Consider the following 23,773-nt stretch of genomic DNA (forward strand, 5'->3'; position numbering starts at 1 on the left):
CCGAGACCGCGCAAACGGCCAGGGTGGCGTTGGAGAGAAAGGGCATGGGAATAAGGGAAGAGCGAACGAACGTTCAGGCCAGCAGAAAACGCCGACTGCCGGTTTTGGTGGTCGAGTAGCGTACTTGCAGATAGGGCTTTTCTTTGAGCAGACGGGGGATATCCAGGGCCACGCTGTCTTTGGCTTTCTTCCACGTAATACAGCCGGTCACGAAGGTCGCCCGACTGGCATCGCCCATGGCCTGTTGCAACATTTGCTTGAGCTGAGCTTCCTGCTTCTCCTGCAGAGCAATCGATTCGCGCACTCTCTGCAGTTCGGTAAAGGTCGTACAGAGCAGCGCGTCCTGGCTGAAGTCCAGGCTTTGCCCACTGTCCTGTGGATACAGGCAGCGCAACGCTTGCTCCGCTGAGGCAGATCCGTCTGCCGGCGGCGGGGTATCACTGACCACGTAATCCCAGAACAGCCGCTCCAAGTCGATCAGTCGAGCAATCAGTGATTCGTCGCGTTCGATACGATGGATCTCCAGGTGCTGACCACCGAGCAGTACCGCCACATCAGCGGCCTGCTTGCCGGTGACGGCGAGCTGGTGCATGACTTGCAACTGCACATACTCGGGCACCCCTTCTTTCCAAAGGCGTGCGCCGTTTATGCCGGCGGTTTTGCATTCGAGAATCTGCACTTCTGACGCGCCGATCACCTCTCGGTCGATGTTGGCCAACATCCAGGTTAGTTTGGGATCCGGATGCTGCAGCACAGCATTGACCCGCCGCACCCGGTGACCACTGCGCCGGGTGTAATGTGTTGCGACAATCGGCTCCAGGATATTGCCCCAATAAGCAGGGCTCTCTTCATCCTGCGGATCAAGTTTGGGCAGTACGGTGTCACGGCCGGTCTTCTCCATCCACAGCTCCAACTGGGATTTGTAAGGGTTGAGGCCCACGGCTGCGGCGGCATCCGAGCTGCCAATACCTTGTTTACGTACGGCCAACCAGTCCTCGCGCGGCAGTTGTTTGGTGCCGACCAGACGTAACGCAGGACGGGGTTTGCTGCTGGTGTGTTGCAGAGTTTGTGTGCCCATGATGTTTTCCTGTGCGGCATAAAAAACGCCCGGCCAGCAGACGCTAACCAGGCGCTTTAATAGTTGAGTAAGTGAGTGGAGCTAGGCGGCGAGCTCCAGTGCGGCCTGCAAGGCGCGTTGTTTGATGACCGCACCTTGGCCAAACCAGGCCGAGTCCATGCGGTATTCAGTACTCCTGGCGCGTCGCTCGTGATCGACATACTCGGTCACGGCGTTGAGCAAGCCCCACGCAGTTCCTTGGGCTGATTCAAGCGTTGCTCCACGACCCTCGCCTTCGTACAGCCCTTGGACTTTGCGCAGTGCGCGCTCGTTCGGCAGGACTTCGGGCAGTTTGCTATTGGGGGTTACGTCACACAGCACGTTCATGAAAAAGCCCATCGCTTCATGCCACTGCACCTTGCGTTCAGCCAGATTTTTCATTCGGTACATGAACTCGTCCCACTGGGAGACGGCGATTCCCAGTTGTTTCTTCACGGCCTGCGGATCAAAGCGGGTGTTGTGCGGCACCTTGATCGCGCGGGTGGTGCCGTCCAGGGCGATGGTCAACGTGTTGTTGCAGACCACGCGCACCGTGGTCGGAGTGGCGGTGGTGGCCAATGTGCCATCACAGGAGGTGGCCAGCAGTAGGTAGCCATTCACCTGGTCGTTGCCCTTCAACGCCGTGCCTTGCCCAGTACGGGCCAGCGCCCAGAACTTGCGACCGCCTTTGAGCACTCCCGCGGTTTCGAGCTCGTAGCCCGAGACCTCAGTCAGATCGCGATAGAACTCCAACACTTCACGGGGCTGCACCACCTGGTAGCGGTTGGATACCACCGACAAGGGGGCCTTGGTGTCGGAGCGGTAGAGAACCTTCTGTTCAGGGAAGGTATGAATACTTCCCAGGTGCCCGATGGCATCCGCCTTGAAGTGGACTGGGCTTTCCTGGATCTGCCAGTCCATCCCGGCTTCACGCTGCCAGACTTCGAGCGGTTGTTTGGGGGAGAGGCGACTGCCCAGACCATGCCAGGGCGTGGCGCCAACGTAAGCCATTTGTTCAACGAGATGAGCCATGGGAATAATTCCTTGCGAATGAAGGGAAAAGCGCGTCGCTTCATCAACAAACGACGCCTGTTCACAACGACTTAACGGTTGACGCTGAAGCTGTAGCCGCACGCCAGGCACTGATAGTTATCCAGCACCTTGTCATCGATCTGCTCGCCCAGCGTGGCCCCGGCAATGCCACCCGCGACCCCACCGAACAGACCACCCAAAATCGCCCCGGCGATGCTGCCGATAGCGATGCCCACCGGCCCGCCGACTACGCCCAGCACCGCGCCGGCTTCTGCACCTGACAGGGCACCGGCGGCACCACTGGCCGCACCGCCTGCCGCACCAATTAATCCACCCGTTTGCTTACCGATATTTTTCGTGACGACGCGTCCAGAGTTACAGCTTGGGCAAGGGGTATACATACGCAGATCCTCTCAAGTGATGAGCGTGCTGAGGCAAAAGCTGGCACGCCAAATCCCCGACAGCAGTCGATACCGTGGGGCGTTCACAGGAGTGATATAGGTCTGAATTTTTTTTGAATACGATTTCAAGCAGAGGGGATCGAGATTTAAATATGCCAAAAATTTTGGCGGCAGCTGAGCTCGACTCGAGTTTTAGGTTTGTGGGGAGGCGCTATGAAATACTCACAAAACACATATCCATGCACCATAAAAATCTGCTATTTCCGCTATTAGTAGCGGAAATAGCAGGTTTACATACAAGTATTTATTGATTTTAGTCGATGGATCACCTGCAATGACCCGCCCTCGCCAGTACGGTCCAGCACCAGGATGGAGATGAAGAGGGGGACGGCGACCGCCCATAGGCGTACCCACAATGACGTTTTGACAACCATTGCCAATGGGCTATCAGGGTAGTCAGGCAGCGTCTGAACTCAACAACAAGGTAGGACGATGAACAACGACAACAGCGGTAAGCCCGTCGTGAGAGGACTGTATTTGAAGCCAGGGCAATCTTGCCAATGCCTGGGGGAGGCCTCAGAAATCAACGGTACTGAACACCATCGTCGGTGGGGTACGAGCACGATTGCCGAAGTATTCGCCGTGAGTGTTGCGCAATGAGCCAATTTTTCAATCAGCCTATACCTTGGCAGCAGCCCCAGAATTACGCCCCCCTCCCAGGGCGAGGAGATTTTTTTCCGCATTACATGCCACTGCCACTGTTGAGCGCTGCCGTGGATGAGGCCCAGAACAACATCAAAGCCCCTCGGCCGCTGATTTTCTCCACGGCGCTGGCAGCGATTGCTGTTGCCGTACAGGGCTTATTTGATGTGCGTAAACCGAATGGCCAACGCGTGCCGCTTTCACTCATGCTGCTGACGATTGCGAACTCAGGTGAGCGTAAATCCACCGTGGAGAACGTCTTTCTGGGTGCTATCCGTACCGTTCAGAAGCAGCAAAACCTAATTTATCAAACGGCTTTGAACGAGTGGAAAACCGAGCTGCACATTTGGGAAACCAAGAAGAAAGCCATCCTCAAGTCGATCCACAAAAAAGCCATTCAAGAAGAACCCTCAGACGATGAAGATCGGAGGTTCAAGGTGCTGGAAAGCGCAAAGCCTACCAAGCCCAAACAATTCAAACTTCTCTATGAGGATGCGACTTCTGAAGCCCTCTTTCGTGGGTTGCATCAAGACTTACCGACCGCAGGATTGATTTCCAGTGAGGGCGGTGGGGTTTTGAATGGACGAGCCTTGAATGACCTGTCGAAACAGAATGCCCTCTGGAGCGGGGACTCCATAACCGTAGATCGTGTTTCGATCGAGAGTTACGTGCTCGCTGATGCACGTCTGACGGTTTCGATCATGGCGCAAGAGAGCGCCTTCCAAAACTACATGGAGCAGCGTGGCGAACAGTCTCGAGGCTCCGGGTTATGGGCAAGATTTTTGGTCTGCCAGCCTTGGTCAACTCAGGGCTCTCGTTTCATCGAAAATGGGACCGTGTCGTCGGACCATTGCGATAAATTCGCAGCGCGTCTAGTCGAGCTACTTCAGCCCAATATGGCCTTGCTGAAGGACCCTGGTCGAGAAAAAGGCGTGATACATTTCTCCCCCGAAGCCAGTGAACAATGGCTGAGTATTTTCAATGCGATTGAAGTAGAAATTCGGCCAAATGGGCGCTTTGCGGGAGCAGGGGACCATGCTTCAAAGCTTGCGGACAATATCGCGCGAGTGGCTGCTTTATTTCATTGCTTTGAAGGTTTCGAAGGGGATATTTCACTGAGCACCGTTAACGCCGCGATTAGCCTGTGCTTCTACTACTCGGACGAGTTTATGAAGCTTTTTATGCCGCCGCCACAAGAAGAAGTTGATGCAAATGAACTCTACAGTTGGCTGCAAAGGGCGATGACCGGTCGTATAAATATCCCAAAAAACCACGTACGACAGAGCGGGCCTAATAAGCTTAGGAGCAACGGTCGCCTAGACAGGGCCTTGGAGGTGCTTCGTCAGCAAGGGCGGATTTATTCTTTTCAGCAGGGTAAAACTGAATGTATTAGCTTGATCCTACTTTCATTAATTTAAAGCTCATTTAGGCATCGCTCGTAGCCGGTACAACGCCCCTATCGTCAGCTACCAGACCGATCTGTCTGAAAAAGCCCGCCGCAGCGGGCTTTTCTGCGGGGCGATTTAACGAGTGCCCCGTTATACGCAGTTGCCGGCCTCAACTGTGCGCACTTGACTCTACACGCTCGGCCTCATCCACCTCCCCGAGCAACTGAGCGTACTGTGCTGCGCTGATCGCGCCCATGATTGTCAAGGCCTCAAGATAGCCTCGCGCGCGCTCAGCCATGAGCTCTACCCGGTTTGGCGTGTCCTGCCCCTCAATCCGGGCAATCTCCTGGTGAGCATTGTTCAAAGCCCGTTGCTTATCTGTGTGGGTAAATGTCGCCATCGTGGGGAGCCTTTCGTTCGTCTATCGGAGAGCCGCTTCGCTATCTAGGTGCGAGTCCTGGCCCGATTGTTCCACTGCTGATATCTAGCATTTACCTAGTTTGTTCAAGGCAATCACCAAGCGATCCAGACTCACGTCCAGATGCTCTTTATTGGCGGCCAGCTCTTTTTTCATGATCTCCAGGTACCGCTTCAATTCCTCGTTATCGGTGGAGAAGGTGATGGGGAAATCATCGGTGGCCGTCAGTTCGTTGCCATTTTCGGCGTAGCGGATAGCGGCGCAGACCAGGGTGGCCAGATCAATCACCCGATGCAGGGGTAACTCTTCCGATTGGCGGGACCATTTTTCGCCGGTGTTGCGCCACACCTTGGCCGAGATCTCCGTGCAACCGGGCTCGTTCCATTGCGCCAGGCCTACCGAAAGGCCCATCGCATCAGTCTTCTTCCTGTAAGGCCCATCGAGTTGATCGTAGTTAGCGACTTCAAGAACGGGCTTGTGCTTCAAGTACGTCGGGATTTTCATGTGCTCGTCACCTTAGTAAATTCACTAACATTACTAAAATTAGTAATTTCACTGATATTAGTAAATAGAGATCCGAAAGGGAAGGCCGTCCGCAGTGTTTTTTCGAGTAATGGCTTTCGTCTATAAACTAACGATAAAAACCGTTATCGTTAGTTTATATAGGCCGAGAGGATGGTTTCATGGAAGTCGAAGGGCAGAGCTTTATTGTGCAAGAGAGTTGGGCGCGAATCGCCACGTTGAGTCGCACCTATTACGCCATGGCGGCCGATGCCTACGAGCAGTACCTAACCGAGACAATCAATCGACTGCCGGATCCTGGCGACGATCACGATCCGAGCGCCTATATGGCGCAGGACGAACGACTTACCGTGTGTGGCATACAAACCATTGTCTTCTCAGCTATGGCGCTCGAGGCGGCCGCCTTCGATTTCGCCGCCATTCAGCTTGGCGATGAAATGGCCAAAGAACACCTCGACAAACTCGACCTGTTGGCCAAGTGGGTCATAGTGCCTCAACTGGTCTGCGGTCGCTCTCTTCGGACCGATGGTCCCGCCCTCAATGACTTGCGAGCGCTCATCAAAGCCCGGAATCGTCTGGTTCATCACAAATCACAGCCCTGGCCTTCCACTGAATCGGTATGGGACGACATGGAAAAGCGCTCAACCCGCTTTCGCCAGGAGATAGGGCTGGCTATCAAAACCGTGATCTTGCTGTCCTTGGAACTGGAAATGCTGCTCGGCACGTCGGCAGGGGTATTACCATCCTTCGATAAAGATCGAAAAGACTTCAATCAGAGCATCAACCCTCAGCCAGAAAAACGTCCCCTGCTGGCAAAAGTGATCGCCGAGTGCCGTGCTATCCACCGCAAAAACTTTGCTCTGGAGAAGGCATGAGTAAGGAGCAAAAGGACGCTCTCCCCATAATTGCCGAGTGCCGACTAAGCGCCGCCGAATTCCTGGGCTTGAGCAACATGCCGTCCGCCGCCGAGTGGTTCGCCAACCTGGACAACCCGCGGACCCGCCGGGCCTACCAGGGCGATATACGCGATTTCTGCAGTTTTGTCGGTATCCATGGGCCGGAGCAGTTTCGTGAGGTGACCCGAGCCCATGTGCTAGCCTGGCGTTCGGCCCTGGAGGGCAAGGCGCTGTCCGGTGCGACCATCCGTAGAAAGCTCGCGGCGCTGGCCAGCCTGTTCGATCACCTGCTGGACAGCAACGCAGTGGCCGGTGGCAACCCGGTGCATGGCGTTAAACGGCCGAAGATCGAGAGCAACGAAGGCAAGACCCCGGCCCTCGGCGATCAGCAGGCCAAGGCGCTGCTCGACGCGCCAGATCCTTCTTCTATTAAAGGTAAACGTGACCGGGCGATTCTCGCCGTCTTGCTCTACCACGGCCTGCGTCGCGAGGAGGCCGCCCGCCTACGAGTCGACGACCTGCAACAGCGTCGGGGCATTCAGCACCTGCGCATTCATGGCAAGGGAGGCAAGCTTCGCTATGTGCCGCTGCACCCGGCCGCCGCCGAACGCCTGCAAGCTTACCTAGATGTCTTCGGGCATCACCAAGATCAGGAAAAAGCGCCACTGTTTCGACCACTGCGCGGACCGAAAACCGGCGAAGGGATTTCCGCCGAGGGGATCTATGCCCTTGTTGGCCAGTACGCCAAGGCGGCCGGGATTGCCGTTGCCGGCCTAGGCGTGCATGGCCTACGCGCGACGGCCGCGACCAACGCCCTCGAGCACGAAGCCGACATCGCCAAGGTCCAGGCCTGGCTCGGGCATGCCAATATCAGCACGACCAAACTCTATGATCGGCGCCACTCAAGACCGGAGGATTCGCCGACCTTCAAGGTCCGTTACTGACACCGACCGTTACTGCTCCGTCGCTTTTGTACTTGAGGCGGCTAGTGGATAGGGGGTTTGGGGAGCAACGGAACAGAAAGTGCACTTAAGCTCGGATGTCCTGGAGGCGACCTTTCACCGAAGAGATGTCACTGATCGTCGTCTGGATTGCGCAGCGGTCTCAGCTCACCTCGAGCAACCTCTTCCGGTACCGCGAAGGAGTACCGACCCAGCATGTTGATGTGTTCATAGATCAGCGGCGACAGCCGAGCCAGATCCTCCTCCTGCACCGGGTAGCCGTGCTGCCTTAGCCGTTCCACGGCGGCGGTCATGTAGAGGGTGTTCCACAGCACGATGATATTTACCACCAGGCCCAAGGCGCCGAGTTGGTCCTCCTGACCTTCGCGGTAGCGCTGGCGAAGCTCGCCGCGTTTGCCCTGGAACACGGCACGGACCAGGCTGTGCCGGCCTTCGCCGCGATTCAGCTGGGTCAGGGTGGCACGACGCTTGGATTCGTCATCAATGTAGGTCAGCGTGTGCAGAGTTTTCTCGATCCGTCCGAACTCTGCCAATGCCTGGGCCAGACGGGTCGGACGATCCCCCATTTGCAACGTGCGCATGATGCCGGTCGCCGGTACCCGACCGAGCTTGAGCGACCCGGCGAGACGCAGCAGGTCATCCCAGTGCTCGGCGATCAGGTCGATTTTTACCGACGCCAGTCCGTTGAGCTTGCCATAATCCGCGTCTGGGCTCGTGCGCCAGAAGCGGGTACCGCCGACATCGGCTAGGCGCGGGCAGAAGTGATAACCGAGCAGGCGGAACAACCCGAACACCACATCGCTGTAGGCACCGGTATCGGTCATGATTTGTGTTGGCTGCAATTCGGTCTGTTGTTCCAGCACGACCGCTAGCAATACCAGGCTGTCGCGCAAGGTGCCAGGCACCGTGATGGCGTTCAGGCCGGAGAACTGATCGGAAATCAAGTTGTACCAGGTGACTCCCCGTCCGGTACCGAAATACTTCGGGTTGGGACCGGCATGCACGGTGCGCACCGGTACGACGAAACGCATGCCATCGGCGGAGGCCACCTCGCCGCCGCCCCAGACCTGAGCCAGCTCCAGTTGGCTTTGCGCAGACACCAGAATGGCATTGGCTGCTGACAGGGTGTCGTCGCGGAGATAGTTCTGGCTGACCCAGGACAGTCGGTCACGGCGCAGCGCTTGGTTATCCCGGTGCCTCGAATACCGGAGTGTCGTCCGGCGATCAGGAAAACTCGGCGTCACGCTATCGCACGGAAGTACAGGAAGCCGCGTCTGAGTCGGCCCAAACGATCCTGGGTCGCTACGCCAGTATCCAACCAACTTTGACCGTGCCCCATGGCTCGCGTGTGGTGATCTACCTGCAGCGCGATTTGGATTTCACCTCGCAATTCGAGGCCGAGATCGAGCACGCCAAGAGTGGCGGCGTCACCTTCATCCAGTGAGGAAGCGGTATGTCTGAGATTGCATCGTTCCGCGCCAAACTGAAAAACCTGGTCACGCTGCTGGACGATCCAGAAGTGACCGAAATTGCGATCAACGGCCCTGGCAACGTCTGGGCCGGTTATCACGGCAGTCGGTTCATGAAGCCGGTGCAGATCGAGGGGGTAACAACTGGATTAATTACCTCGCTCGGTGAGGTGATTGCCGCTCATACCGGGCAACAGGTTGACTCGTATACGCCGATTCTGTCGGGCCGTATTCCGATCAATCTCGCCGAGGGTGCATCCGCAGACCCTAAAGTCATTGATCGGCAATGAATCGACCTACAACCCTTACGCTATTGGGGTTGTCGATGGCCGATTGGAGCGTCAGCCCAAGTCGTTGCGTGAAGCGGTGGCCACCGCCGAACGGTTGGAGCGCGAAGGCTTCCTTTTCTCGGTCGGTATTGGCCAGCTCCTGGTGACGAACATGCGGGCTCTCGGCCTGAGCTACGCCCAAGCGTTTGAGCCGTGCCGCAACCTGCAGGCGATTAGCGAGCTGATGGTCAAGAACTACACCAAAGCCCTGACCGCGAATCCGAACCCACAAGAAGCCCTGCGCGACTCGCTCTCGATGTACTACAGCGGGAACCCTGTACGTGGTTATCGCCCGGACAAAGAGGGTGATCTGTCCTACGTGCAGAAAGTTGTGGTCGGTGCCCTGAATCCTTCGAGTGCTGATCCGATTGTGCCTGCTGTGGAGGCCACTGCAGGCGATGAGGCGATACCCGTAGCGGTTGCATCACCAGGGGCACGAAAAACGCCTGTGCGCGCTCGTACAGCTTCGTCAAAACATAGTGACCCATGGATGATTGTGACCGACGAAAACGGCCAGGCACCGCAACCCGCTCAACAGGCTGCGATGCAACCGGCTAGCCCTGAGCAGTCAAGGATTCAAGTTGCGCTGGACACTGGCGATGCCGCGCCGGTTGAACAGTTCCAACGCTTCGCTGATCCCAAACCAGCCGCTGCGCTGGCATCCGGCCAAGGGCAAGCGCAAGTCGAGCCATCTTTCGTACAGATCATCAATTGAATTTCTCGCACGCGAGAAAAGGGGGATTTATGCAAAAACTTCCATCCGTTTTTTTGCTGGGAGCGTTATTGCTGTCAGGTCCAGCCGTTGCTGATGAACCGGTCCAGCCGCCCTATGGCCATGACAGTAACCCCGACGCTTGCGGTGCTGTTCTTTGTCTACTTGGCATGACCCGCGATGGTGACTGCGACAAGTACATCCAGAAATATTTCAGTATCAAGCGTTACAAGCACGGACATTTCAGTCCTTCGCGCACGAAAGCCGCACGGGGGGAGACTGATGAGTCCTGCAAGGACGATGAGGGTTTGACTAAAAAGGCCAACGATATTTGGGGGCCTGTAGAACATGGTTTCTAGAGTTTTCAAGCCACTGGCGTTGACGATGGCACTGGTCGCGGGGGGCAGCCTGCAAGTGCTGGCCCTGGCTGCTGACAACGAGGGCGACGCAAGCCGTCGCATCGAGGTCGGTTTCTAGCCCGAGGGCTCTGCACAGAAACTAGTCTTGCGCACCATTTACGCGGCCACCAGCTCTATCCGCGTTGCTGCGTACGTCTTCACCAGTCCAGACGTTACCCGAGCGCTGGTTGCCGCCAAGCAACGCGGTGTTGACGTGGCGGTGGTCGCCGATCACCGCAGCAACCTCGAAGAAGCGCGCTCAACTGCTGGGCGCCATGCCCTGACGCTTATAGCCAAGACGGGTACCCAAATATTGGATCTGATTTTTCGCGCCCAGCATCAGACACGCGGCCGACTTCGCCTACAGCGCTTACTATTGGCGCAGTTGCACCGTGATCGCACTGGTGGGCCGCGTGCAGCACAACAGGATGTCACCGTTTTGCGGAGCGTCCAGCGGGTCGTCGAAGTACTCGACCGTACCTTCGCGCAAGCTCACCTGGCAGGTATTGCACAAGCCCGCCCGGCAATTGAACGCCGGAGTCAGGCCCGCCTGTTCGGCCAATTCGAGCAATGAATGGCAGTTTTCATCCCAGGCTACGCGGGTGCCGGACGGCATGAAGCAGACACTTACGGCACCGTCCTTTGCCACAGGTTCGCTCAGCGTCGGCTCAGGTGGCGGCGCTGGACTGACGTCGTCTTCCTCAAGCACCGTCGCCGGGCCAAAAAACTCGTAATGAATTCGTTCGCGGGCCACCCCAAGGCTGCGCAACAGCCGCCAGTTGGCCTGCATGAAAAGTCTGGGGCCGCACAGGTAGATATCATAGTCGTCCAACGGCAGCAGGCTTTGCAGGGTTTGGCGACTGATCAGGCCCTGGCTGTGAAAGCGGTCACGATCCGCCTCGCTCGGATTGCGATAACAGAAGTGCACTTCAATGCCCGGGCGCCGGTCGGCCAGGGCCAGCACTTCATCGCGAAACCCATGCACCGCGCCGTTTTCGCAGGCGTGCAGAAAGTGCACCGGGCGCATCGACTGGCCGCTCAGGCGATGCAGCATGCTCAGCATGGGCGTCAAACCGACGCCGCCGCTGAACAGCACCACCGGCCTTGGACTTTGCTCGTCCAGCACAAAGGTGCCGGATGGGCCTGCGATGTCGAGTACGTCGCCAACCCGCACGCCGTCGTGCAGGTGGTTGGAACCTTGTCCGGCCGGCAGGTCTTGGCGATCGAACGGGGCGGGTTCACGCTTGACCGAAATTCGTACCTGGAGCGGGTTGTCCGTGAAGGCACTGACGCTGTAGTTACGCAGCACTCGAGTGCCGTCGCCCAACACCAGCCGCACCGTGAGGAACTGCCCCGGACGAAAGTCCATGGGTGCAGGACCGTCCTGCGGCGCGAGGACGAAGGAGGTAATGACCGCGCTTTCCGGCGTTTTCTCGATCACCCGCCAAGCCTTGAAACCTTGGGGTTGGCTGCTCATCTCAAACCCCCGCTGTTTGCGGTCTGGCCTGTACCAGCGGGATCAAGTCCGCAGGTTGTTCCTGGGCAATCAATTTGGCCAGGTTACGCCGGAAACGCAGGGGTCCCGAGTCGGAGGCCAGGTCGATATTGGGGCTGCACTTGTTGGCCATGCCTTGATGGACGGCGGCGAGCACCACGCGGTCTTCGGCGAAAGCGTGACGTACGTCCTCATCGAACTGGCGCGAGACTTCCTCGTTGTCCTGGTCGAAGTTGCGCACCTGGAACCAGTAGTAGCGGGTGGTGGATTCATCGATGGGGGTCATGAAGTTGTAGGAGTTCATCAAGAACACCTGTTCGTGCACCGGCCCGGCATCCGATCCGGTGCCGGCCGGGGTGAAGATGGCCTTGATGATGGCCTGGGCCGGGTAGTGCACTTCGTAATGCTGCTTGCGGTCACAGTTGCCGCTGAACTTGACGAACTTGGCGTAGAACGGCGCCACTTCGATGTCGCGCATCCACCGCGACACGATCACGCCGACGTCTGTCACCGTAGTTTGCAGCGGCTCCTGGGCGCATGCGGCGCTGCCAAAGGAGGACTGGTGAACCCAGGCCACGTGGGAGGGGTCGAGCAGGTTGTCGGTCATGTACAGGTAGTTGCAGGGGATGACCATGCTGTCGCCACGATTCAGGCCCCAGGCCGGATCGCCCCATTCGGGCACGTGGCAAATCTTGCTGGCGTCGGCCAGCTCGGCATCGCCCATCCAGATCCAGATCAGGCCGTAGCGCACGGCCAGCGGATAACTGCGCACCTTGGCGCCTTGGGGAACGTGCTTACTGCCGGGGGCGCGCACGCAACTGCCCGAGCAGTCGAAGGTTAGGCCGTGGTAACCGCATTCGATGTCGTCACCTTGGCGCCGCCCTAAGGACAACGGCAGTTTGCGATGCGGGCAGGCATCTTCTAGGGCGACCGGGGTGCCATCGCCTTTGCGGTAAAGCACTACCGCCTCATTCAGCAGCTTGACCGCAAACAGTTGCTCACCGAGTTCGGTTTCACTGGCGGCGACATACCAGGCGTTGCGCATAAACATGGGGTCTCTCCTTATTATTATTCGGATCGTGGCTAACGACGTATCCAGAATACGAGAGGCCAGTTGAGTAAGAATAGATGGATAAAACTGATATTTGGTTTAGGTTCTCTTAAGTGTTTATCGCGTCCCCACGAACATCTCCTGTGGGAGCTAGCTTGCTCGCTCCCACACTGGGTGCTGTGCGTTTTACAGACCGCCGCGCGTGCCTATCGCGGACAACGCCCGTTCCCAGATCTGCCGCGTTCGCACCCACACCAACTCTTGCCAGTCGCTGTCCGCGGGGAAGAATTGTTCAAGCAGTTGCAACTTGATCTGCCGTGCTTCGGGGCCGGTTGGGTCGCCGTGTAGGTGCAGCCACTGATCGTCGCGCAGCACCGCATGGATTTGTTGACCAGGGTAGGTGCCGCACTCGATCACGAACGGCATCAGTTGCACATGAGGCAAGGCGTTGATGATGGCCTGGGAGGTGTAACCGGTGGCAGTGGCAGCAACGCCGGTGTCACTCTGGCTGTTGGCGCTGGTCATCAGGGTGAACAGCCAGGGCCCGAACAACACCTGGGCCTGGGGCAGTGCCGGGTACGAGGCCTGGGCAATGGTCATCAACATCGGATGGCCATAATCGCCCGCGCCGGTGTGCAGGTCGAAGCACATCGCGACCTCGGCGTGTGCCAGGTGTTCGCCGAGGATCCGGTGCAGGGTCTGGTTCGACCAACTTGAGCTGTTACCGCCGTAGAACAGGCCATCGGGATGGCGATACTGACCGGCCTCGACAATCGACATCACCGCCGACCAGCCCTCGCGGCTGATCCGTTCATTGAGCTGGGCATCGGCGCGCTCACGTTCGGGGCCACGCAGTTGGGTACAGGTGTAGATCGGGTGCAGAGTTTCATAAGCCGCGTTGTCGGGTGGTGTCTTAGTGAAGTCCAGGTAGTTGCGGTTGAGGTCGATGTTGTCCTCGTTGACCCGACGCATCCAGGCCGTGCCCCACGGGTTGATCAAGTGGATCATCAGTACCGCGACGTCGTCGGGCAGGCTGCGCTCGCTGAAGGTTTGTAGCCATTGGCGCTGGCAATCCGAGCCGTAATAACCTTCCACGCCGTGGGTGCCGCTCAAGGCCACCAACACCCGTTTGGCCTGGGGGTTGCCGAGCAGGGCCACATCTGTGCCCAGGGCCTCGGCGAACGGGCCGCGCAATGGGTGCGGGTAATGGCTAAGACGGGCGCCGACGGCCTCGGCGGCGGCGAGGAATTGTTCACGCTGCTGGGTAAAGCTGCGGTGTGATGGAAAACCGTTACTCATGGTTGTCTCCTGTCGAAATGGGGTTACTTCAGGCGGCCGGAGAGGAACTGGGTCAAGCGCTCGCTTTGCGGACTGACCAGCACTTCACCCGGCGGACCTTGCTCTTCAACCCGGCCTTGGTGCAGGAACATCACATGGTTGGAGACGTTGCGCGCAAACCCCATCTCGTGGGTGACCACGACCATGGTGCGACCTTCCTCGGCCAGGGCCTGCATCACTTTCAGCACCTCGCCCACCAGTTCCGGATCCAGCGCGGAAGTGGGTTCGTCGAACAACATCACTTCCGGTTCCATGGCCAAGGCACGGGCAATGGCGACCCTTTGCTGCTGGCCGCCGGACAGGTGGGACGGGTATTTTTTCTCAACGCTCGGGTCCAGACCGACTTTATGCAGGTACTGCCGCGCGCGTGCCTCTGCGTCCTTGCGCTTGACGCCCAGCACATGCACCGGTGCTTCGATGATGTTCTCCAGCACGGTCATGTGCTGCCACAGGTTGAAGTGCTGGAACACCATCGCCAGTTTGGTGCGCACTTTTTGCAGCTGACGCGGGTCGGCCACCCGCAGCGCGCCGTTGAGATCCTGTTTGGTGCGGATTTGCTCGTTGTTTACCGTGATGGTTCCGGCGCACGGCTGTTCCAGGAAGTTGATGCAACGCAGGAAGGTGCTTTTGCCCGAGCCGCTGGAGCCAATGATGCTGATTACGTCGCCAGCTTTGGCCTTGAGCGATATGCCCTTGAGTACTTCGTGGTCGCCGTATTTCTTGTGCAGCTCATCTACGCTTAGCTTATACATGTTCGATGTCTCCAAAAGGACGGTCACTCAATGCGCCTGCGGTTGCAAGAAGGCCAGCCAGCGCACTTCGCAGCGACGAAACAGCCAGACCAGGGTAAACACCATCAGCGCGTACAGCACCGCCGCCAGGCCGAAGGCTTCGAACGAGGAGTAGGTCGCAGAGTTGACGTCGCGAGCGACCTTCAATAGATCGGGCACGGTGGCGGTGAAGGCGAGAGTGGTGGAGTGCAGCATCAGGATCACTTCGTTGCTGTAGTACGGCAGCGAACGGCGCAATGCCGAGGGCAGGATGATTCGCCGGTACAGGGTGAAGGTGGACATGCCATAGGCGCGGCCTGCTTCGATCTCGCCATAGGGCGTGGCGCGGATGGCGCCGGCGAAAATCTCCGTGGTGTAGGCACACGTGTTGAGGGCAAAGGCCAGCAGGGTGCAGTTCATGCCCTCGCGAAAAAACGCATCGAGGGTCGGTTGGTCGCGCACCACTTGCAAGCTGTAGATCCCGGTGTAGAGGATTAGCAGTTGGATATACAACGGCGTGCCGCGAAACACGTAGGTGTAGAACCATACGGGCATGCGCAGCAGCGGATTGGACGAGACTCGTGCCACGGCCAGCGGCACGGCCAGGGTGCCGCCGATGGCGATGGAAGCGACTAGCAGCCAGAGGGTCATGGCCACGCCTGAGAGTTGGTAGCCGTCAAACCAAAGGTAGGCTTTCCAGTACTCCTGGACGATATCGATCATAGCTGCGCACCTCTGACGCCCACCGAGTAGCGGCGTTCAAGCCACATCAGCACGCCGTTGGAAACGGTGGTCAGGGCCAGGTAGATCAGGCCGCCGACCACGCTGAAGAAAAACAGGTCCATGGAGTTCTTGCCCGCGTCCTGGGTGACTTTGACGATATCGATCAAACCAATGATCGACACCAGCGCCGTGGCCTTGATCAACACCTGCCAGTTGTTACCGATTCCCGGTAGGGCGAAGCGCATCATTTGTGGAAACAGCACCCGCACAAACACCTGCCGACGATTCATGCCGTAGGCCACGGCAGCTTCCAACTGGCCGGCTGGCACGGACTGAAAAGCGCCGCGGAAGGTCTCGGTGAAATAGGCACCGTAGATGAAACCCAGGGTCAGCACCCCGGCCGCGAAGGGGTTGATGTCAATCTGTTCGGTGTCCAGCCATTCAGTCAGGTTGTTCAGCCAGATCTGCAGGCTGAAGAACAGCAACAACATGATCACCAGGTCCGGCACGCTGCGAATCAGCGTGGTGTAGCCGGCGGCCAGGTGACGCAGCAGCGGTTGTTTCGATAGTTTGGCTGATGCGCCGATCAGGCCCAGCGTGACGGCCAGTACCATGGACATCAGTGCCAGCTGGATGGTCGCCAACGTACCTTCGAGAATGAGCGAACCATAGCCCTGTAAAAGCATGTTCTGTCTCTCCGTTGGCAAGGGCGGCCCGGGGGCCGGCCCTTGCGCGAAATGGATGGGCAAGGCGCCGGATCACCAAGCCGCGAGCGTTCCGGCACCGGTCAAGCGCAGGGCTTTTAGTTGTAGATGTCGAAGGTGAAGTACTTCTTCTGGATGGTGTCGTAGGTGCCGTTCTTGTGCATTTCGGCCAGTGCCCGGTTGATGGCTTCCATCAGCTGCGGCTCGTTCTTGCGCAGGCCGATGGCAATGCCTTCGCCCAGCAGTTCCTGGTTGTACACAGCGTCGCCGGCGAAGGCGAAACCGGTGTTCTTAGGCGTTTGCAAAAAACCCAGTTCGGCCACGGCGGCATCGGTCAGGCTGGCGTCGATACGGCCGCTGACCAGGTCCGGATACAGCAAGTCCTGATTGGGGTAGGTGACCATGATCACCCCTTCAGGCGCCCAGATTTTTTTGACGTACGTCTCTTGGGTAGTGCCTTGGGCTACGCCGACGCGCTTGCCTTTCAGGGATTCTGGCGTAGGCAGCAGACCGCTGTCCTTTTTCGCGATCAAACGGTTGGGGGAGTTATAGAGACGGTCGGAGAAGTCCACGTTTTTTTTGCGCTGGTCGTTGATGGTCATTGCCGACAACACGGCATCGAACTTTTTCGCCCGCAGCGCCGGGATGATGCTGTCGAATGCGTTTTCCACCCACACGCACTTGACCTTCAGCTCGGCGCAAATGGCGTTGCCCAGGTCGATGTCAAAGCCCACCAGTTGACCGTCGGGGTTTTTCGATTCGAACGGAGCGAAGGTCGGATCGACGCCAAAGCGAATGACGCTTAAATCCTTGGCCAGGACGCCGGTGGAAGCCAATGCAAAGACGGTGGCGAGGACAAATTTTTTCATTGTTGTTTTTCCTTTGTCTGACGGATCGAACGCTAACGATGTATTACAGAAAAATCTTTATATGATAGTACCTGTATATACATTAAATGCAAAATGCAGGCCAATTCACGGAAAATGCCTGCAAGGTGCTGTTTTTCGCGGTGCTGATAAGCCCGGGGTGGCTGAGTCGCCGGGCCACTATGGTTTTTTGTTACGCATGGTTACATCAGAGGCTGCACCGTATCGGGTCTTGCGCAACAACATGGGGCGTCTCCTGACCGGGACAGGTAAATACCCGCCAAAGCCAGAATACGAGGCTTTTCATATACAAAAAATGTCGAAAACTGTGGCTTGCTATAGCTCAGCTAAAGTATAAAACCGTCGATTGCTATGGAGATGATGATGAACAGCTTGCCTTCCCTGCGCGCGCTGCAGGTTTTTGAAGCCGTGGGACGTTTCGGCGGCATTGTCGAGGCCGCCAAGCGTCTGGGTATCTCGGCCGGTGCCGTCAGCCAACAAATGAAACTGCTGGAAGACACCCTGGACTTGAGCCTGACCTTGAAGGTCGGCAAGCGTATTCGCCTGACCGCCGCCGGCCAGCGTTATCACGATAGCTGCGCAGCGGCATTCGAGAGCCTGCGCATCGCCCAGGTCGAGGTCGAGCGGTCGAAAAACGCCAGCAACCTGCGCATCAGCGCTTTGCCGTCATTGCTGTCGGATTGGTTGGCACCGCACATCTATGCCTGGCAGGACGAGCACCCGGAACTCAATTTGTTTCTCGATGGCAGTCACGCCGAACCTTCGCCAGAGGGCTACGACATCGATTTTCGCTTCACCTACGGCGACTACGTGGCCACTGAAAACGCCATCGAACTGTTTCGCGATTGCGTGGTGCCGGTGTGCAGCCCTTGGTTGTTGCGGCCTGATGTGCTGCTCAACAAACCGGCAGACCTGCTGGCATATCCGCTGCTGTCCATCGACTGGCTACCGAAGTTTGCCTCGCCGCCTTCGTGGCGTGACTGGTTCAAGGCCCAACAGGTGGACTGCGAAAGCATTCGCGATGGCTACCGCGTGTATTCCTTGTCTGCCATGGCAATCCAGGCCGCATTGGCGGGGCAGGGTGTGGTACTGGCGCAATACTCAATGGTGGCTGATGCGTTGTCAGATGGGCGTTTGATCAGGCCGTTTGCCCGGGCCTTGCCCTTGCCGTCGGCGTATTTTTTGGTGGGTGCCAAGGGCGCGTTCGACAAGGCCCACTGCCGCGACTTCCACCGTTGGATTGTGGCGCGCGGGCGTGAGCAAATGGTGATCAATCAGCGGTTGCTGGCGTAGCCGTCACTAGGCTGCGCTTGAGCTCAGGTTTTCGTCGGACAGTTCGCTGTTGGAGCGCCGGCACAGGTAGTACTGGCGGCCGTCATCCACGTGCAGGTCGAACAGCTTTACCAGTTCGCCGCTGGCGACATCGGCGCCACCAACGGCTCGCGCAGCAGCGAGCAACCCAGGCCGGTCAGCGCCAGTTGCCCGTCTTCGAGCAGCAAGCCATTGAGCGCACTGGCGTGCTTGACCTCGGCGACTTGAAACCATTCGGCCCAGGTGCCGCGTTCTTCGTCGTGCAGCAACGGCAGTTGGCTCAAGGCCTGGGGCGAGTCGATGGGGGCGTGGCGCTGAAGGAATTCGCGGCTGCAATAGGGCGAGACGGCACCCGAGATCAGCGGCTCGCTGTGATTGCCCGGCCAGTGGCTGGTTCGCTGGAATAGCTGCGGTGGTTTGCGTAGGTGACGTTGATGTCCAGTTCCGGGTTTTGCGCCAGGAACTCGACCAGCCTCGGAATGAACAGGTTGATGCCAAACAGCGGAATCAAGCTGATGGTCACCTGGCGCATGACGGACTTCTCGCGCACATGCTCGGTGGCGCTGTGCAATACCGCGAAAGCCGAGCGGATGGCACGGTAATAGGGGGCATGCCGAGATAAGGCAAAGTTCACTAATTTGGTATGCAACTACTTGTCTGGATTGATAATTCCCGAGACAACGCGATGGCGTGCGCAGATTGTCCTAGGTGGCCAGCCATTTAGGACGGCTTGAGGTGGGTACGCAAGCCTTTATAGAACAACAGTATGCGAAGCAAATGTCCTAATTTTCCCTTATCTCGGCATGACCCCTCAAATCGCCAAACGCATTCTGCTGTTCCTGCATGAACGTGTGTCGAGCTTGGAGGATCCACGCAGCATTGGCGAAGCCTTAAAAGACTCAAGCTTAGGGGATTTTTGGAAGTATCGCGTGGGGGATTACCGCCTCATCAGCAGCATCGAGGACGGTGCGTTGCGCATCCTGGTCGTCAAGATTGGTAACCGCCGTGAGGTGTACCGGTAAGTAACGTATGGGTTAGGTTGGCGAATTTTGGTGGGCTGTCTGGGGCTATACCCAACGCTCTTATTGGTACTGAGTTTATTGGGGCCGCTGACCCATGATCTGAGCTTTCCGCTGATGGTCTTGGTGGAGGTGGTGGTTTGGGTGCCTTTCACTCAGATCATCTCCTTTCCGCTGGCAGGGTGGCTGGTTTCTCGTTTAAGGCGAATTAATCAGTGAGTACGTGGACTGTTTCAGTCAGCGTCACGTGCCATTAACACATTAAAAAGCGATGACTACAGTTGTCGGCATTAACCCAATTAGGCAGAGGAAAGACCATGCAAACGTTAATCATCAACGGACAGTCGCAGCAGGTTGACGTTGCAGCGGATATGCCTCTGCTGTGGGTCTTGCGCGATGTGCTCGGCCTGACAGGGACAAAATACGGCTGTGGCATTGCTCAGTGTGGGGTGTGCACCGTGCATCTCGACGGCCAGCCGATCCGTTCGTGTGTGACTCCTATTTCGGCTGTGGCAGGTCGCTCAATCACCACCATTGAGGCCATCGGTGAGACGGCCGTGGGCAAAGCCGTGCAGCAGGCCTGGCTAGCGCATGAGGTGGTGCAGTGCGGTTACTGCCAGTCAGGACAGATCATGGCAGCAACTGCTCTTCTGAATAGCCAGCCGACGCCCGATGACCAGGCGATTGATGCGGCCATGGCGGGTAATCTTTGTCGCTGCGCCACTTACACCCGCATTCGCACGGCCACACTCCGGGTAGCTGTGCAGTTCTGTCATGTTGAGATGTCCCTCATGGTTTGCCAGGTTAGTTATCTCCGCAGCGCTGAGTGTGGACGGGTAGGCAAGGTGTTGAGTGGCAATCAGGTGTGTCTCGCGAGTAAGGCTCCATTATCCAGACGCGGCATGACGGCGTAAGTAATTCTGCGCTACAGCGAAGTCGCTAGCGAGGTGGCGACCGCTTTTGTTGTGCCTGAAGAATACGGCCGTCAGGGTTAAGCCGTGACGGCCGGTGGAGCGGATTTACTCGGCGTAGGTCGGGTAATCGCTGTACCCCTTTTCCGTGCCGCCGTACATGCTGCTTGGGTCGACCGGGTTGAGCGGCCAGCCATTGGCAATGCGCTGCGGCAAATCGGGGTTGGCAATGAACGGGCGACAAAAGGCAATCAAGTCGCCCAGGCCAGCCTCCAAGGTTTCCGCGCCGCGTTGTGCGGTGTAGCGGCCGGCGTAGATGATGCGCCCGCTAAATACCTGCCTGATTTCGCGGCGGAAGCCTTCGGGAAGCGCCGGGGCATTGTCCCAGTCGGCCTCGGCAATCGACAGGTAGGCGATGCCGGCCTCTTCGAGCACCTTGATGGCCTCGATGTAGGTGCTGTGTGGGTCTTCTTCGACAAGGCCCAAATAGACCCTGTCCTCTGCTGTACTTTCAAACAACGGCGCGAAACGCACGCCTAGGCGGTCAGCACCGATAACTTCGGATACGGCCTGGATAATCTCGCGCAGGAAGCGCAAACGGTTGTGCAGCGAACCGCCATATTCATCGTCGCGCTGGTTGCTGTGGGCGGAGATGAACTGGTTGACCAGATAACCGTTGGCGCAGTGAATTTCCACACCATCAAAGCCTGCACTCAATGCATTGCGCGCGGCCTGCGCGTACAGCTGCACCAGTTCTTTTACCTCGGCATTGGCCAATGCGCGAGGTACCGAAGGCTCGGCTAAAGTACCTGCACCTGGACCGGTTTCAATAAATACTTTGACGTTGTTCGCAGCAATAGCCGAAGGCGCTACTGGGGGAGCCCGCAGAATTCGGAAAAAATCGTACGCTAACAGTTCAAGCGTCCCGGCCACGCCTGACTGTAGCTTGTTGACTGGTCAATCTGTCTCGCGGGTAAAGCGATAGAACAAGTTCGGCTCGCTGACCACGTACAAATACCCTTCATCGTCGATGGTTACGCCTTCGGCTTGGGGTATACCTTTCAGCAAACCAGCAAACCCCCTCGCCAAGGAGCGGAAACTCACCACCTTGCCCTCGTCGGTCATTTCAATCAGCAGTTTCGACTCGTCGCTGAGCAGGATCAGATGGCCGCTCTGTTGATCGAATACAACCGAAGACAAGTCAGTGGCAAACACCTTGTCTTTTACTAGGTTGGACATGTCGCGGACGTGCAGGGAAACGCCTCCTTCCAGGCTGGCACGAAGGCCGCTCACTTCCAGTAATTGCCGGGGGTCACGCTCCTTGGTCACAAACAAACGATCACCTTTTAGGTCGTAGGCGAGCCCTTCAAGGCCTTTGTTGTCCTCCTTGCCAAGCGCCAAGGTTAGCGCTGAATACTGGTCTAGGCTCAATGGTCGATCAGGAGAAAGCTTACCGTATTCGTCGATGGGGATATCCACGATAACCAGGCTCTGCCGCCGCTCTTCGGCAATGACCAGTTGACCGTTGCCGGCATAGGACACCGCTTCCACGTCGTGGAAGCCATCCAGGCTGTAACGTCGCTCCACGTCACCGTCACGACTGAGGGCCAGCAGCTCGTTCGGGCCATTGGTAACCGCCCACAGCAGATTTAGGTCAGGATCGAAGGTCAGGCCCGAAAGGTTGTTGTCCACACCGGGAACCGCCTTAGCATCCAGCTCAACCCGATAGCCAGGCAGCCACACAGAGCGCTCCTGCCAATCGTCTGTGTGCCAGTGGGTCTTGATCCAAAAGTACAGACGATCATCAAGGTGATGAGTACGTACTTGGAATACGGTGAGCAACACAAGGCATACAAGCGCCCACATCCAAACACTTACTTTCCGTGTTCGGCCCAGCCAGTTTTTAGCCATCAAATACATTAGAAGCCTCGTTAAATCAGACTGACGCCACGAGCCGTGATGGTTTCAACCCGACTCGGCGCGGCTGGCACAGGTGATACACAACGGCGTGGCCGGATCGAACTCCAGACGGCCCGAGGCGATCAACTCGCCGCATTGGTTACACCAGCCATAGTCGCCCTCGTGCCAGCGCTTGAGGGCCAGTTGGAGACGGACACGTTCATGCCGTGCACGACTGCGGATCGCATCGTTCATCGCTTGTTGCTGGAGTGCGTCCATTCTCGATAGACGCCCCACCTTGCTTTGATCCAGCTCTACCGATTGCGAGCGAGACTCAGCGTCTCCCAGCAATCGATCCAGCTCGGCAGCCCGCTGTTCCAGTAGGGTCTTGAAATGGGCAAGATCGAGGGCGTCGTCCAGGCTCATTAGCGCAGCAGTAACAGCGGACTGGTGGTGGTACGGAGCATGCTGGTAGTGGTGCTGCCGACCAGGAACTGCCGGATACGTGAGTGTCCATAAGCCCCCATCACTAGCAGATCGATGCCATGCTCTTTCTGATAGGCGTGCAGGGTACGTTCTATTTCACCGCTCCGAGTCTCAGCGCGAACGGTAAATCCGGCGTTGATCAGCACTTTCTGCGCCCAGTCCAGCTGCGCGGACGCTTCGTCGTTCACGGGCCCAACCATGACCAGATGGATCGGCAGCCCCTTCAGCAGCGGGCTGGCTGCCAGCATCTCCACACCCTTGCGGGTTGTAGCGCCGCCATCGAATGCCAGCATCGCGCTCTTGGGCTTTTGGAAGTTGGCCGGGGTGACCAGGATTGGCCGGTGCATGATACGAATAACGCTTTCCAGCTGGCTTCCGACATGCTGACTCAGACCGCCACTAGACTCGCCCTGGCGACCGATAACCAGCAAGCGCGTTTCACTTTGCAGCTCTTGCAAGCTCTCCAGTAAATCGCCATGTCGCTGCTTGGACTCCGGTGCGCGCACACCATCATTCACGGCCCGTTCTTTCGCGGCTGCAAGCATGATTCGCCCTTGTTCAAGGGCCAACTTGCCGCGCTGTTCATCCAGGGAAGCAAGCTCATCAAGCAGGTGCTCGCGGCTGCCAAGGCCAATGTTGCCACTCAAATCTGCTGCAACCGGATACTGGCGCTGATCCAGCACATGCAGGAAGGTCAGCGGCGCTTCCAGGCTCAGACTGGCCCAGGCCGCGTAGTCGCAAACAGCTGGAGCCGAGGTGGAACCGTCGATACAGGCAATTAGGGGTCGTTTGCGGGAGAGGGCGAAATCCTACGCTAAGGCTTTGGCCAACGATATTCTCCGGTAAGATTGATG

Annotated in this window: 25 protein-coding genes and 5 pseudogenes; 12 read left to right on the forward strand and 18 right to left on the reverse strand. The window is 57.8% G+C overall.

Features of this window, described 5'->3' with window-relative positions:
• Positions 1–73: 73 nt before the first annotated feature.
• The 3 genes from B347_RS0113090 to B347_RS0113100 form a co-directional block, all read right to left on the reverse strand.
• Positions 74–1,078, reverse strand: a complete 1,005-nt coding sequence (locus tag B347_RS0113090) for a YqaJ viral recombinase family protein (protein WP_019410155.1) — start codon at positions 1,076–1,078, stop codon at positions 74–76.
• 81 nt (positions 1,079–1,159) lie between these two features.
• Positions 1,160–2,128 (reverse strand): DUF932 domain-containing protein, encoded by a 969-nt coding sequence (locus B347_RS0113095; RefSeq protein ID WP_019410156.1) that lies wholly within the window; start codon positions 2,126–2,128, stop codon positions 1,160–1,162.
• Between the two features lie 71 nt (positions 2,129–2,199).
• Positions 2,200–2,529, reverse strand: coding sequence for a hypothetical protein (locus B347_RS0113100; protein WP_019410157.1), 330 nt, complete (start codon positions 2,527–2,529; stop codon positions 2,200–2,202).
• Positions 2,530–3,185: 656 nt separating this feature from the next.
• On the opposite strand from B347_RS0113100, the gene B347_RS24995 reads away from it, so the two are divergent.
• Positions 3,186–4,649, forward strand: a complete 1,464-nt coding sequence (locus tag B347_RS24995; protein WP_019410158.1) for a YfjI family protein — start codon at positions 3,186–3,188, stop codon at positions 4,647–4,649.
• Between the two features lie 139 nt (positions 4,650–4,788).
• On the opposite strand, the gene B347_RS0113110 is transcribed toward B347_RS24995, so the two are convergent.
• Both B347_RS0113110 and B347_RS0113115 read right to left on the reverse strand, forming a co-directional pair.
• Positions 4,789–5,019 (reverse strand): hypothetical protein, encoded by a 231-nt coding sequence (locus tag B347_RS0113110; protein ID WP_019410159.1) that lies wholly within the window; start codon positions 5,017–5,019, stop codon positions 4,789–4,791.
• Between the two features lie 84 nt (positions 5,020–5,103).
• On the reverse strand, positions 5,104–5,541 hold the full coding sequence (locus B347_RS0113115; protein WP_019410160.1) for a DUF6530 family protein: 438 nt from the start codon (positions 5,539–5,541) through the stop codon (positions 5,104–5,106).
• A gap of 179 nt (positions 5,542–5,720) precedes the next feature.
• On the opposite strand from B347_RS0113115, the gene B347_RS25000 reads away from it, so the two are divergent.
• Together B347_RS25000 and B347_RS0113125 are read left to right on the forward strand one after the other, a co-directional pair.
• A complete protein-coding gene (locus B347_RS25000) occupies positions 5,721–6,434 on the forward strand; it encodes a hypothetical protein (RefSeq protein ID WP_019410161.1) in 714 nt (237 codons plus the stop codon).
• Entirely contained in the window at positions 6,431–7,399 is a 969-nt protein-coding gene (locus B347_RS0113125; protein WP_019410162.1) for a tyrosine-type recombinase/integrase, read from the forward strand. Before B347_RS25000 ends, B347_RS0113125 begins: the two co-directional genes overlap by 4 nt.
• A gap of 128 nt (positions 7,400–7,527) precedes the next feature.
• On the opposite strand, the pseudogene B347_RS25005 reads toward B347_RS0113125, so the two are convergent.
• A pseudogene (locus tag B347_RS25005) lies at positions 7,528–8,607 on the reverse strand (transposase); the annotation flags it as partial.
• A gap of 20 nt (positions 8,608–8,627) precedes the next feature.
• On the opposite strand from B347_RS25005, the gene B347_RS25950 reads away from it, so the two are divergent.
• The 6 genes and pseudogenes from B347_RS25950 to B347_RS26930 all read left to right on the forward strand — a co-directional run.
• Positions 8,628–8,861 (forward strand): TrbI/VirB10 family protein, encoded by a 234-nt coding sequence (locus B347_RS25950; RefSeq protein WP_019410164.1) that lies wholly within the window; start codon positions 8,628–8,630, stop codon positions 8,859–8,861.
• Positions 8,862–8,870: 9 nt separating this feature from the next.
• The gene (locus B347_RS25010; protein WP_019410165.1) at positions 8,871–9,176 is read left to right on the forward strand and encodes a Flp pilus assembly complex ATPase component TadA; all 306 of its coding nucleotides are present in this window, start codon (positions 8,871–8,873) and stop codon (positions 9,174–9,176) included.
• On the forward strand, positions 9,163–9,930 hold the full coding sequence (locus tag B347_RS25015; RefSeq protein WP_019410166.1) for a lytic transglycosylase domain-containing protein: 768 nt from the start codon (positions 9,163–9,165) through the stop codon (positions 9,928–9,930). Before B347_RS25010 ends, B347_RS25015 begins: the two co-directional genes overlap by 14 nt.
• 29 nt (positions 9,931–9,959) lie before the next feature.
• Positions 9,960–10,286 (forward strand): TrbM/KikA/MpfK family conjugal transfer protein, encoded by a 327-nt coding sequence (locus tag B347_RS0113145; protein WP_019410167.1) that lies wholly within the window; start codon positions 9,960–9,962, stop codon positions 10,284–10,286.
• Positions 10,276–10,404 (forward strand): hypothetical protein, encoded by a 129-nt coding sequence (locus B347_RS27045; protein WP_254925078.1) that lies wholly within the window; start codon positions 10,276–10,278, stop codon positions 10,402–10,404. The genes B347_RS0113145 and B347_RS27045 overlap by 11 nt, the downstream gene beginning before the upstream one ends.
• Before the next feature lie 27 nt (positions 10,405–10,431).
• A pseudogene (locus B347_RS26930) lies at positions 10,432–10,578 on the forward strand (phospholipase D-like domain-containing protein); the annotation flags it as partial.
• A 120-nt stretch (positions 10,579–10,698) separates the two neighbouring features.
• Here the strand turns inward: B347_RS26930 and B347_RS0113155 are convergent.
• The 7 genes from B347_RS0113155 to B347_RS0113185 form a co-directional block, all read right to left on the reverse strand.
• The gene (locus B347_RS0113155; protein WP_019410168.1) at positions 10,699–11,802 is read right to left on the reverse strand and encodes an FAD-binding oxidoreductase; all 1,104 of its coding nucleotides are present in this window, start codon (positions 11,800–11,802) and stop codon (positions 10,699–10,701) included.
• Between the two features lies 1 nt (position 11,803).
• The gene (locus tag B347_RS0113160) at positions 11,804–12,871 is read right to left on the reverse strand and encodes an aromatic ring-hydroxylating dioxygenase subunit alpha (protein ID WP_019410169.1); all 1,068 of its coding nucleotides are present in this window, start codon (positions 12,869–12,871) and stop codon (positions 11,804–11,806) included.
• Positions 12,872–13,057: 186 nt separating this feature from the next.
• Positions 13,058–14,170 (reverse strand): DUF2817 domain-containing protein, encoded by a 1,113-nt coding sequence (locus tag B347_RS0113165; protein ID WP_019410170.1) that lies wholly within the window; start codon positions 14,168–14,170, stop codon positions 13,058–13,060.
• A 23-nt stretch (positions 14,171–14,193) separates the two neighbouring features.
• The gene (locus tag B347_RS0113170) at positions 14,194–14,961 is read right to left on the reverse strand and encodes an ABC transporter ATP-binding protein (RefSeq protein ID WP_019410171.1); all 768 of its coding nucleotides are present in this window, start codon (positions 14,959–14,961) and stop codon (positions 14,194–14,196) included.
• A gap of 27 nt (positions 14,962–14,988) precedes the next feature.
• On the reverse strand, positions 14,989–15,702 hold the full coding sequence (locus B347_RS0113175; protein ID WP_009682423.1) for an ABC transporter permease: 714 nt from the start codon (positions 15,700–15,702) through the stop codon (positions 14,989–14,991).
• Complete coding sequence (locus tag B347_RS0113180; RefSeq protein WP_009682422.1) at positions 15,699–16,388, reverse strand: ABC transporter permease; 690 nt, start codon at positions 16,386–16,388, stop codon at positions 15,699–15,701. The genes B347_RS0113175 and B347_RS0113180 overlap by 4 nt, the downstream gene beginning before the upstream one ends.
• A 116-nt stretch (positions 16,389–16,504) precedes the next feature.
• A complete protein-coding gene (locus tag B347_RS0113185; protein WP_019410172.1) occupies positions 16,505–17,275 on the reverse strand; it encodes an ABC transporter substrate-binding protein in 771 nt (256 codons plus the stop codon).
• Positions 17,276–17,656: 381 nt separating this feature from the next.
• Here B347_RS0113185 and B347_RS0113190 point away from each other — a divergent pair, with 381 nt between their 5' ends.
• Complete coding sequence (locus tag B347_RS0113190; RefSeq protein WP_019410173.1) at positions 17,657–18,586, forward strand: LysR substrate-binding domain-containing protein; 930 nt, start codon at positions 17,657–17,659, stop codon at positions 18,584–18,586.
• Positions 18,587–18,592: 6 nt separating this feature from the next.
• Here the strand turns inward: B347_RS0113190 and B347_RS25455 are convergent.
• Positions 18,593–19,208, reverse strand: a pseudogene (locus B347_RS25455) (LysR substrate-binding domain-containing protein); the annotation flags it as partial.
• A gap of 199 nt (positions 19,209–19,407) precedes the next feature.
• Here B347_RS25455 and B347_RS0113205 point away from each other — a divergent pair.
• The gene (locus tag B347_RS0113205; RefSeq protein ID WP_019410174.1) at positions 19,408–19,626 is read left to right on the forward strand and encodes a type II toxin-antitoxin system RelE family toxin; all 219 of its coding nucleotides are present in this window, start codon (positions 19,408–19,410) and stop codon (positions 19,624–19,626) included.
• Between the two features lie 314 nt (positions 19,627–19,940).
• A pseudogene (locus B347_RS25025) lies at positions 19,941–20,369 on the forward strand ((2Fe-2S)-binding protein); the annotation flags it as partial.
• Between the two features lie 273 nt (positions 20,370–20,642).
• Here the strand turns inward: B347_RS25025 and B347_RS25030 are convergent.
• From B347_RS25030 to B347_RS0113230, 4 genes and pseudogenes are all read right to left on the reverse strand, one after another.
• Positions 20,643–21,410, reverse strand: a pseudogene (locus B347_RS25030) (N-ethylmaleimide reductase); the annotation flags it as partial.
• Positions 21,411–21,491: 81 nt separating this feature from the next.
• Positions 21,492–22,454 carry an SdiA-regulated domain-containing protein gene (locus tag B347_RS0113220; protein WP_010794530.1) on the reverse strand — a complete coding sequence of 321 codons (963 nt, stop codon included), beginning with the start codon at positions 22,452–22,454 and terminating at the stop codon, positions 21,492–21,494.
• 45 nt (positions 22,455–22,499) lie between these two features.
• Positions 22,500–22,859 carry a TraR/DksA family transcriptional regulator gene (locus tag B347_RS0113225; RefSeq protein ID WP_003090764.1) on the reverse strand — a complete coding sequence of 120 codons (360 nt, stop codon included), beginning with the start codon at positions 22,857–22,859 and terminating at the stop codon, positions 22,500–22,502.
• A complete protein-coding gene (locus tag B347_RS0113230) occupies positions 22,859–23,698 on the reverse strand; it encodes a universal stress protein (protein ID WP_026014172.1) in 840 nt (279 codons plus the stop codon). Before B347_RS0113230 ends, B347_RS0113225 begins: the two co-directional genes overlap by 1 nt.
• Between the last annotated feature and the right edge of the window lie 75 nt (positions 23,699–23,773).

Source organism: Pseudomonas psychrophila HA-4, from assembly GCF_000282975.1.
In the GTDB taxonomy this organism is placed as follows: Bacteria; Pseudomonadota; Gammaproteobacteria; order Pseudomonadales; family Pseudomonadaceae; genus Aquipseudomonas; species Aquipseudomonas psychrophila_A.

What these genes read in the sequence shown, in the direction of transcription:
- B347_RS0113095 (WP_019410156.1), bottom strand. Translation starts at nt 2,128, where the DNA reads ATGGCTCATCTCGTTGAACAAATGGCTTACGTTGGCGCCACGCCCTGG.
- B347_RS0113155 (WP_019410168.1), bottom strand. Translation starts at nt 11,802, where the DNA reads ATGAGCAGCCAACCCCAAGGTTTCAAGGCTTGGCGGGTGATCGAGAAA.
- B347_RS0113125 (WP_019410162.1), top strand. Translation starts at nt 6,431, where the DNA reads ATGAGTAAGGAGCAAAAGGACGCTCTCCCCATAATTGCCGAGTGCCGA.
- B347_RS0113180 (WP_009682422.1), bottom strand. Translation starts at nt 16,388, where the DNA reads ATGCTTTTACAGGGCTATGGTTCGCTCATTCTCGAAGGTACGTTGGCG.
- B347_RS0113225 (WP_003090764.1), bottom strand. Translation starts at nt 22,859, where the DNA reads ATGAGCCTGGACGACGCCCTCGATCTTGCCCATTTCAAGACCCTACTG.
- B347_RS24995 (WP_019410158.1), top strand. Translation starts at nt 3,186, where the DNA reads ATGAGCCAATTTTTCAATCAGCCTATACCTTGGCAGCAGCCCCAGAAT.
- B347_RS0113185 (WP_019410172.1), bottom strand. Translation starts at nt 17,275, where the DNA reads ATGAAAAAATTTGTCCTCGCCACCGTCTTTGCATTGGCTTCCACCGGC.
- B347_RS25010 (WP_019410165.1), top strand. Translation starts at nt 8,871, where the DNA reads ATGTCTGAGATTGCATCGTTCCGCGCCAAACTGAAAAACCTGGTCACG.
- B347_RS27045 (WP_254925078.1), top strand. Translation starts at nt 10,276, where the DNA reads ATGGTTTCTAGAGTTTTCAAGCCACTGGCGTTGACGATGGCACTGGTC.
- B347_RS25000 (WP_019410161.1), top strand. Translation starts at nt 5,721, where the DNA reads ATGGAAGTCGAAGGGCAGAGCTTTATTGTGCAAGAGAGTTGGGCGCGA.
- B347_RS0113190 (WP_019410173.1), top strand. Translation starts at nt 17,657, where the DNA reads ATGAACAGCTTGCCTTCCCTGCGCGCGCTGCAGGTTTTTGAAGCCGTG.
- B347_RS0113115 (WP_019410160.1), bottom strand. Translation starts at nt 5,541, where the DNA reads ATGAAAATCCCGACGTACTTGAAGCACAAGCCCGTTCTTGAAGTCGCT.
- B347_RS0113205 (WP_019410174.1), top strand. Translation starts at nt 19,408, where the DNA reads ATGACCCCTCAAATCGCCAAACGCATTCTGCTGTTCCTGCATGAACGT.
- B347_RS0113090 (WP_019410155.1), bottom strand. Translation starts at nt 1,078, where the DNA reads ATGGGCACACAAACTCTGCAACACACCAGCAGCAAACCCCGTCCTGCG.
- B347_RS0113145 (WP_019410167.1), top strand. Translation starts at nt 9,960, where the DNA reads ATGCAAAAACTTCCATCCGTTTTTTTGCTGGGAGCGTTATTGCTGTCA.
- B347_RS0113110 (WP_019410159.1), bottom strand. Translation starts at nt 5,019, where the DNA reads ATGGCGACATTTACCCACACAGATAAGCAACGGGCTTTGAACAATGCT.
- B347_RS0113175 (WP_009682423.1), bottom strand. Translation starts at nt 15,702, where the DNA reads ATGATCGATATCGTCCAGGAGTACTGGAAAGCCTACCTTTGGTTTGAC.
- B347_RS0113220 (WP_010794530.1), bottom strand. Translation starts at nt 22,454, where the DNA reads ATGTATTTGATGGCTAAAAACTGGCTGGGCCGAACACGGAAAGTAAGT.
- B347_RS0113100 (WP_019410157.1), bottom strand. Translation starts at nt 2,529, where the DNA reads ATGTATACCCCTTGCCCAAGCTGTAACTCTGGACGCGTCGTCACGAAA.
- B347_RS0113160 (WP_019410169.1), bottom strand. Translation starts at nt 12,871, where the DNA reads ATGTTTATGCGCAACGCCTGGTATGTCGCCGCCAGTGAAACCGAACTC.
- B347_RS0113170 (WP_019410171.1), bottom strand. Translation starts at nt 14,961, where the DNA reads ATGTATAAGCTAAGCGTAGATGAGCTGCACAAGAAATACGGCGACCAC.
- B347_RS0113165 (WP_019410170.1), bottom strand. Translation starts at nt 14,170, where the DNA reads ATGAGTAACGGTTTTCCATCACACCGCAGCTTTACCCAGCAGCGTGAA.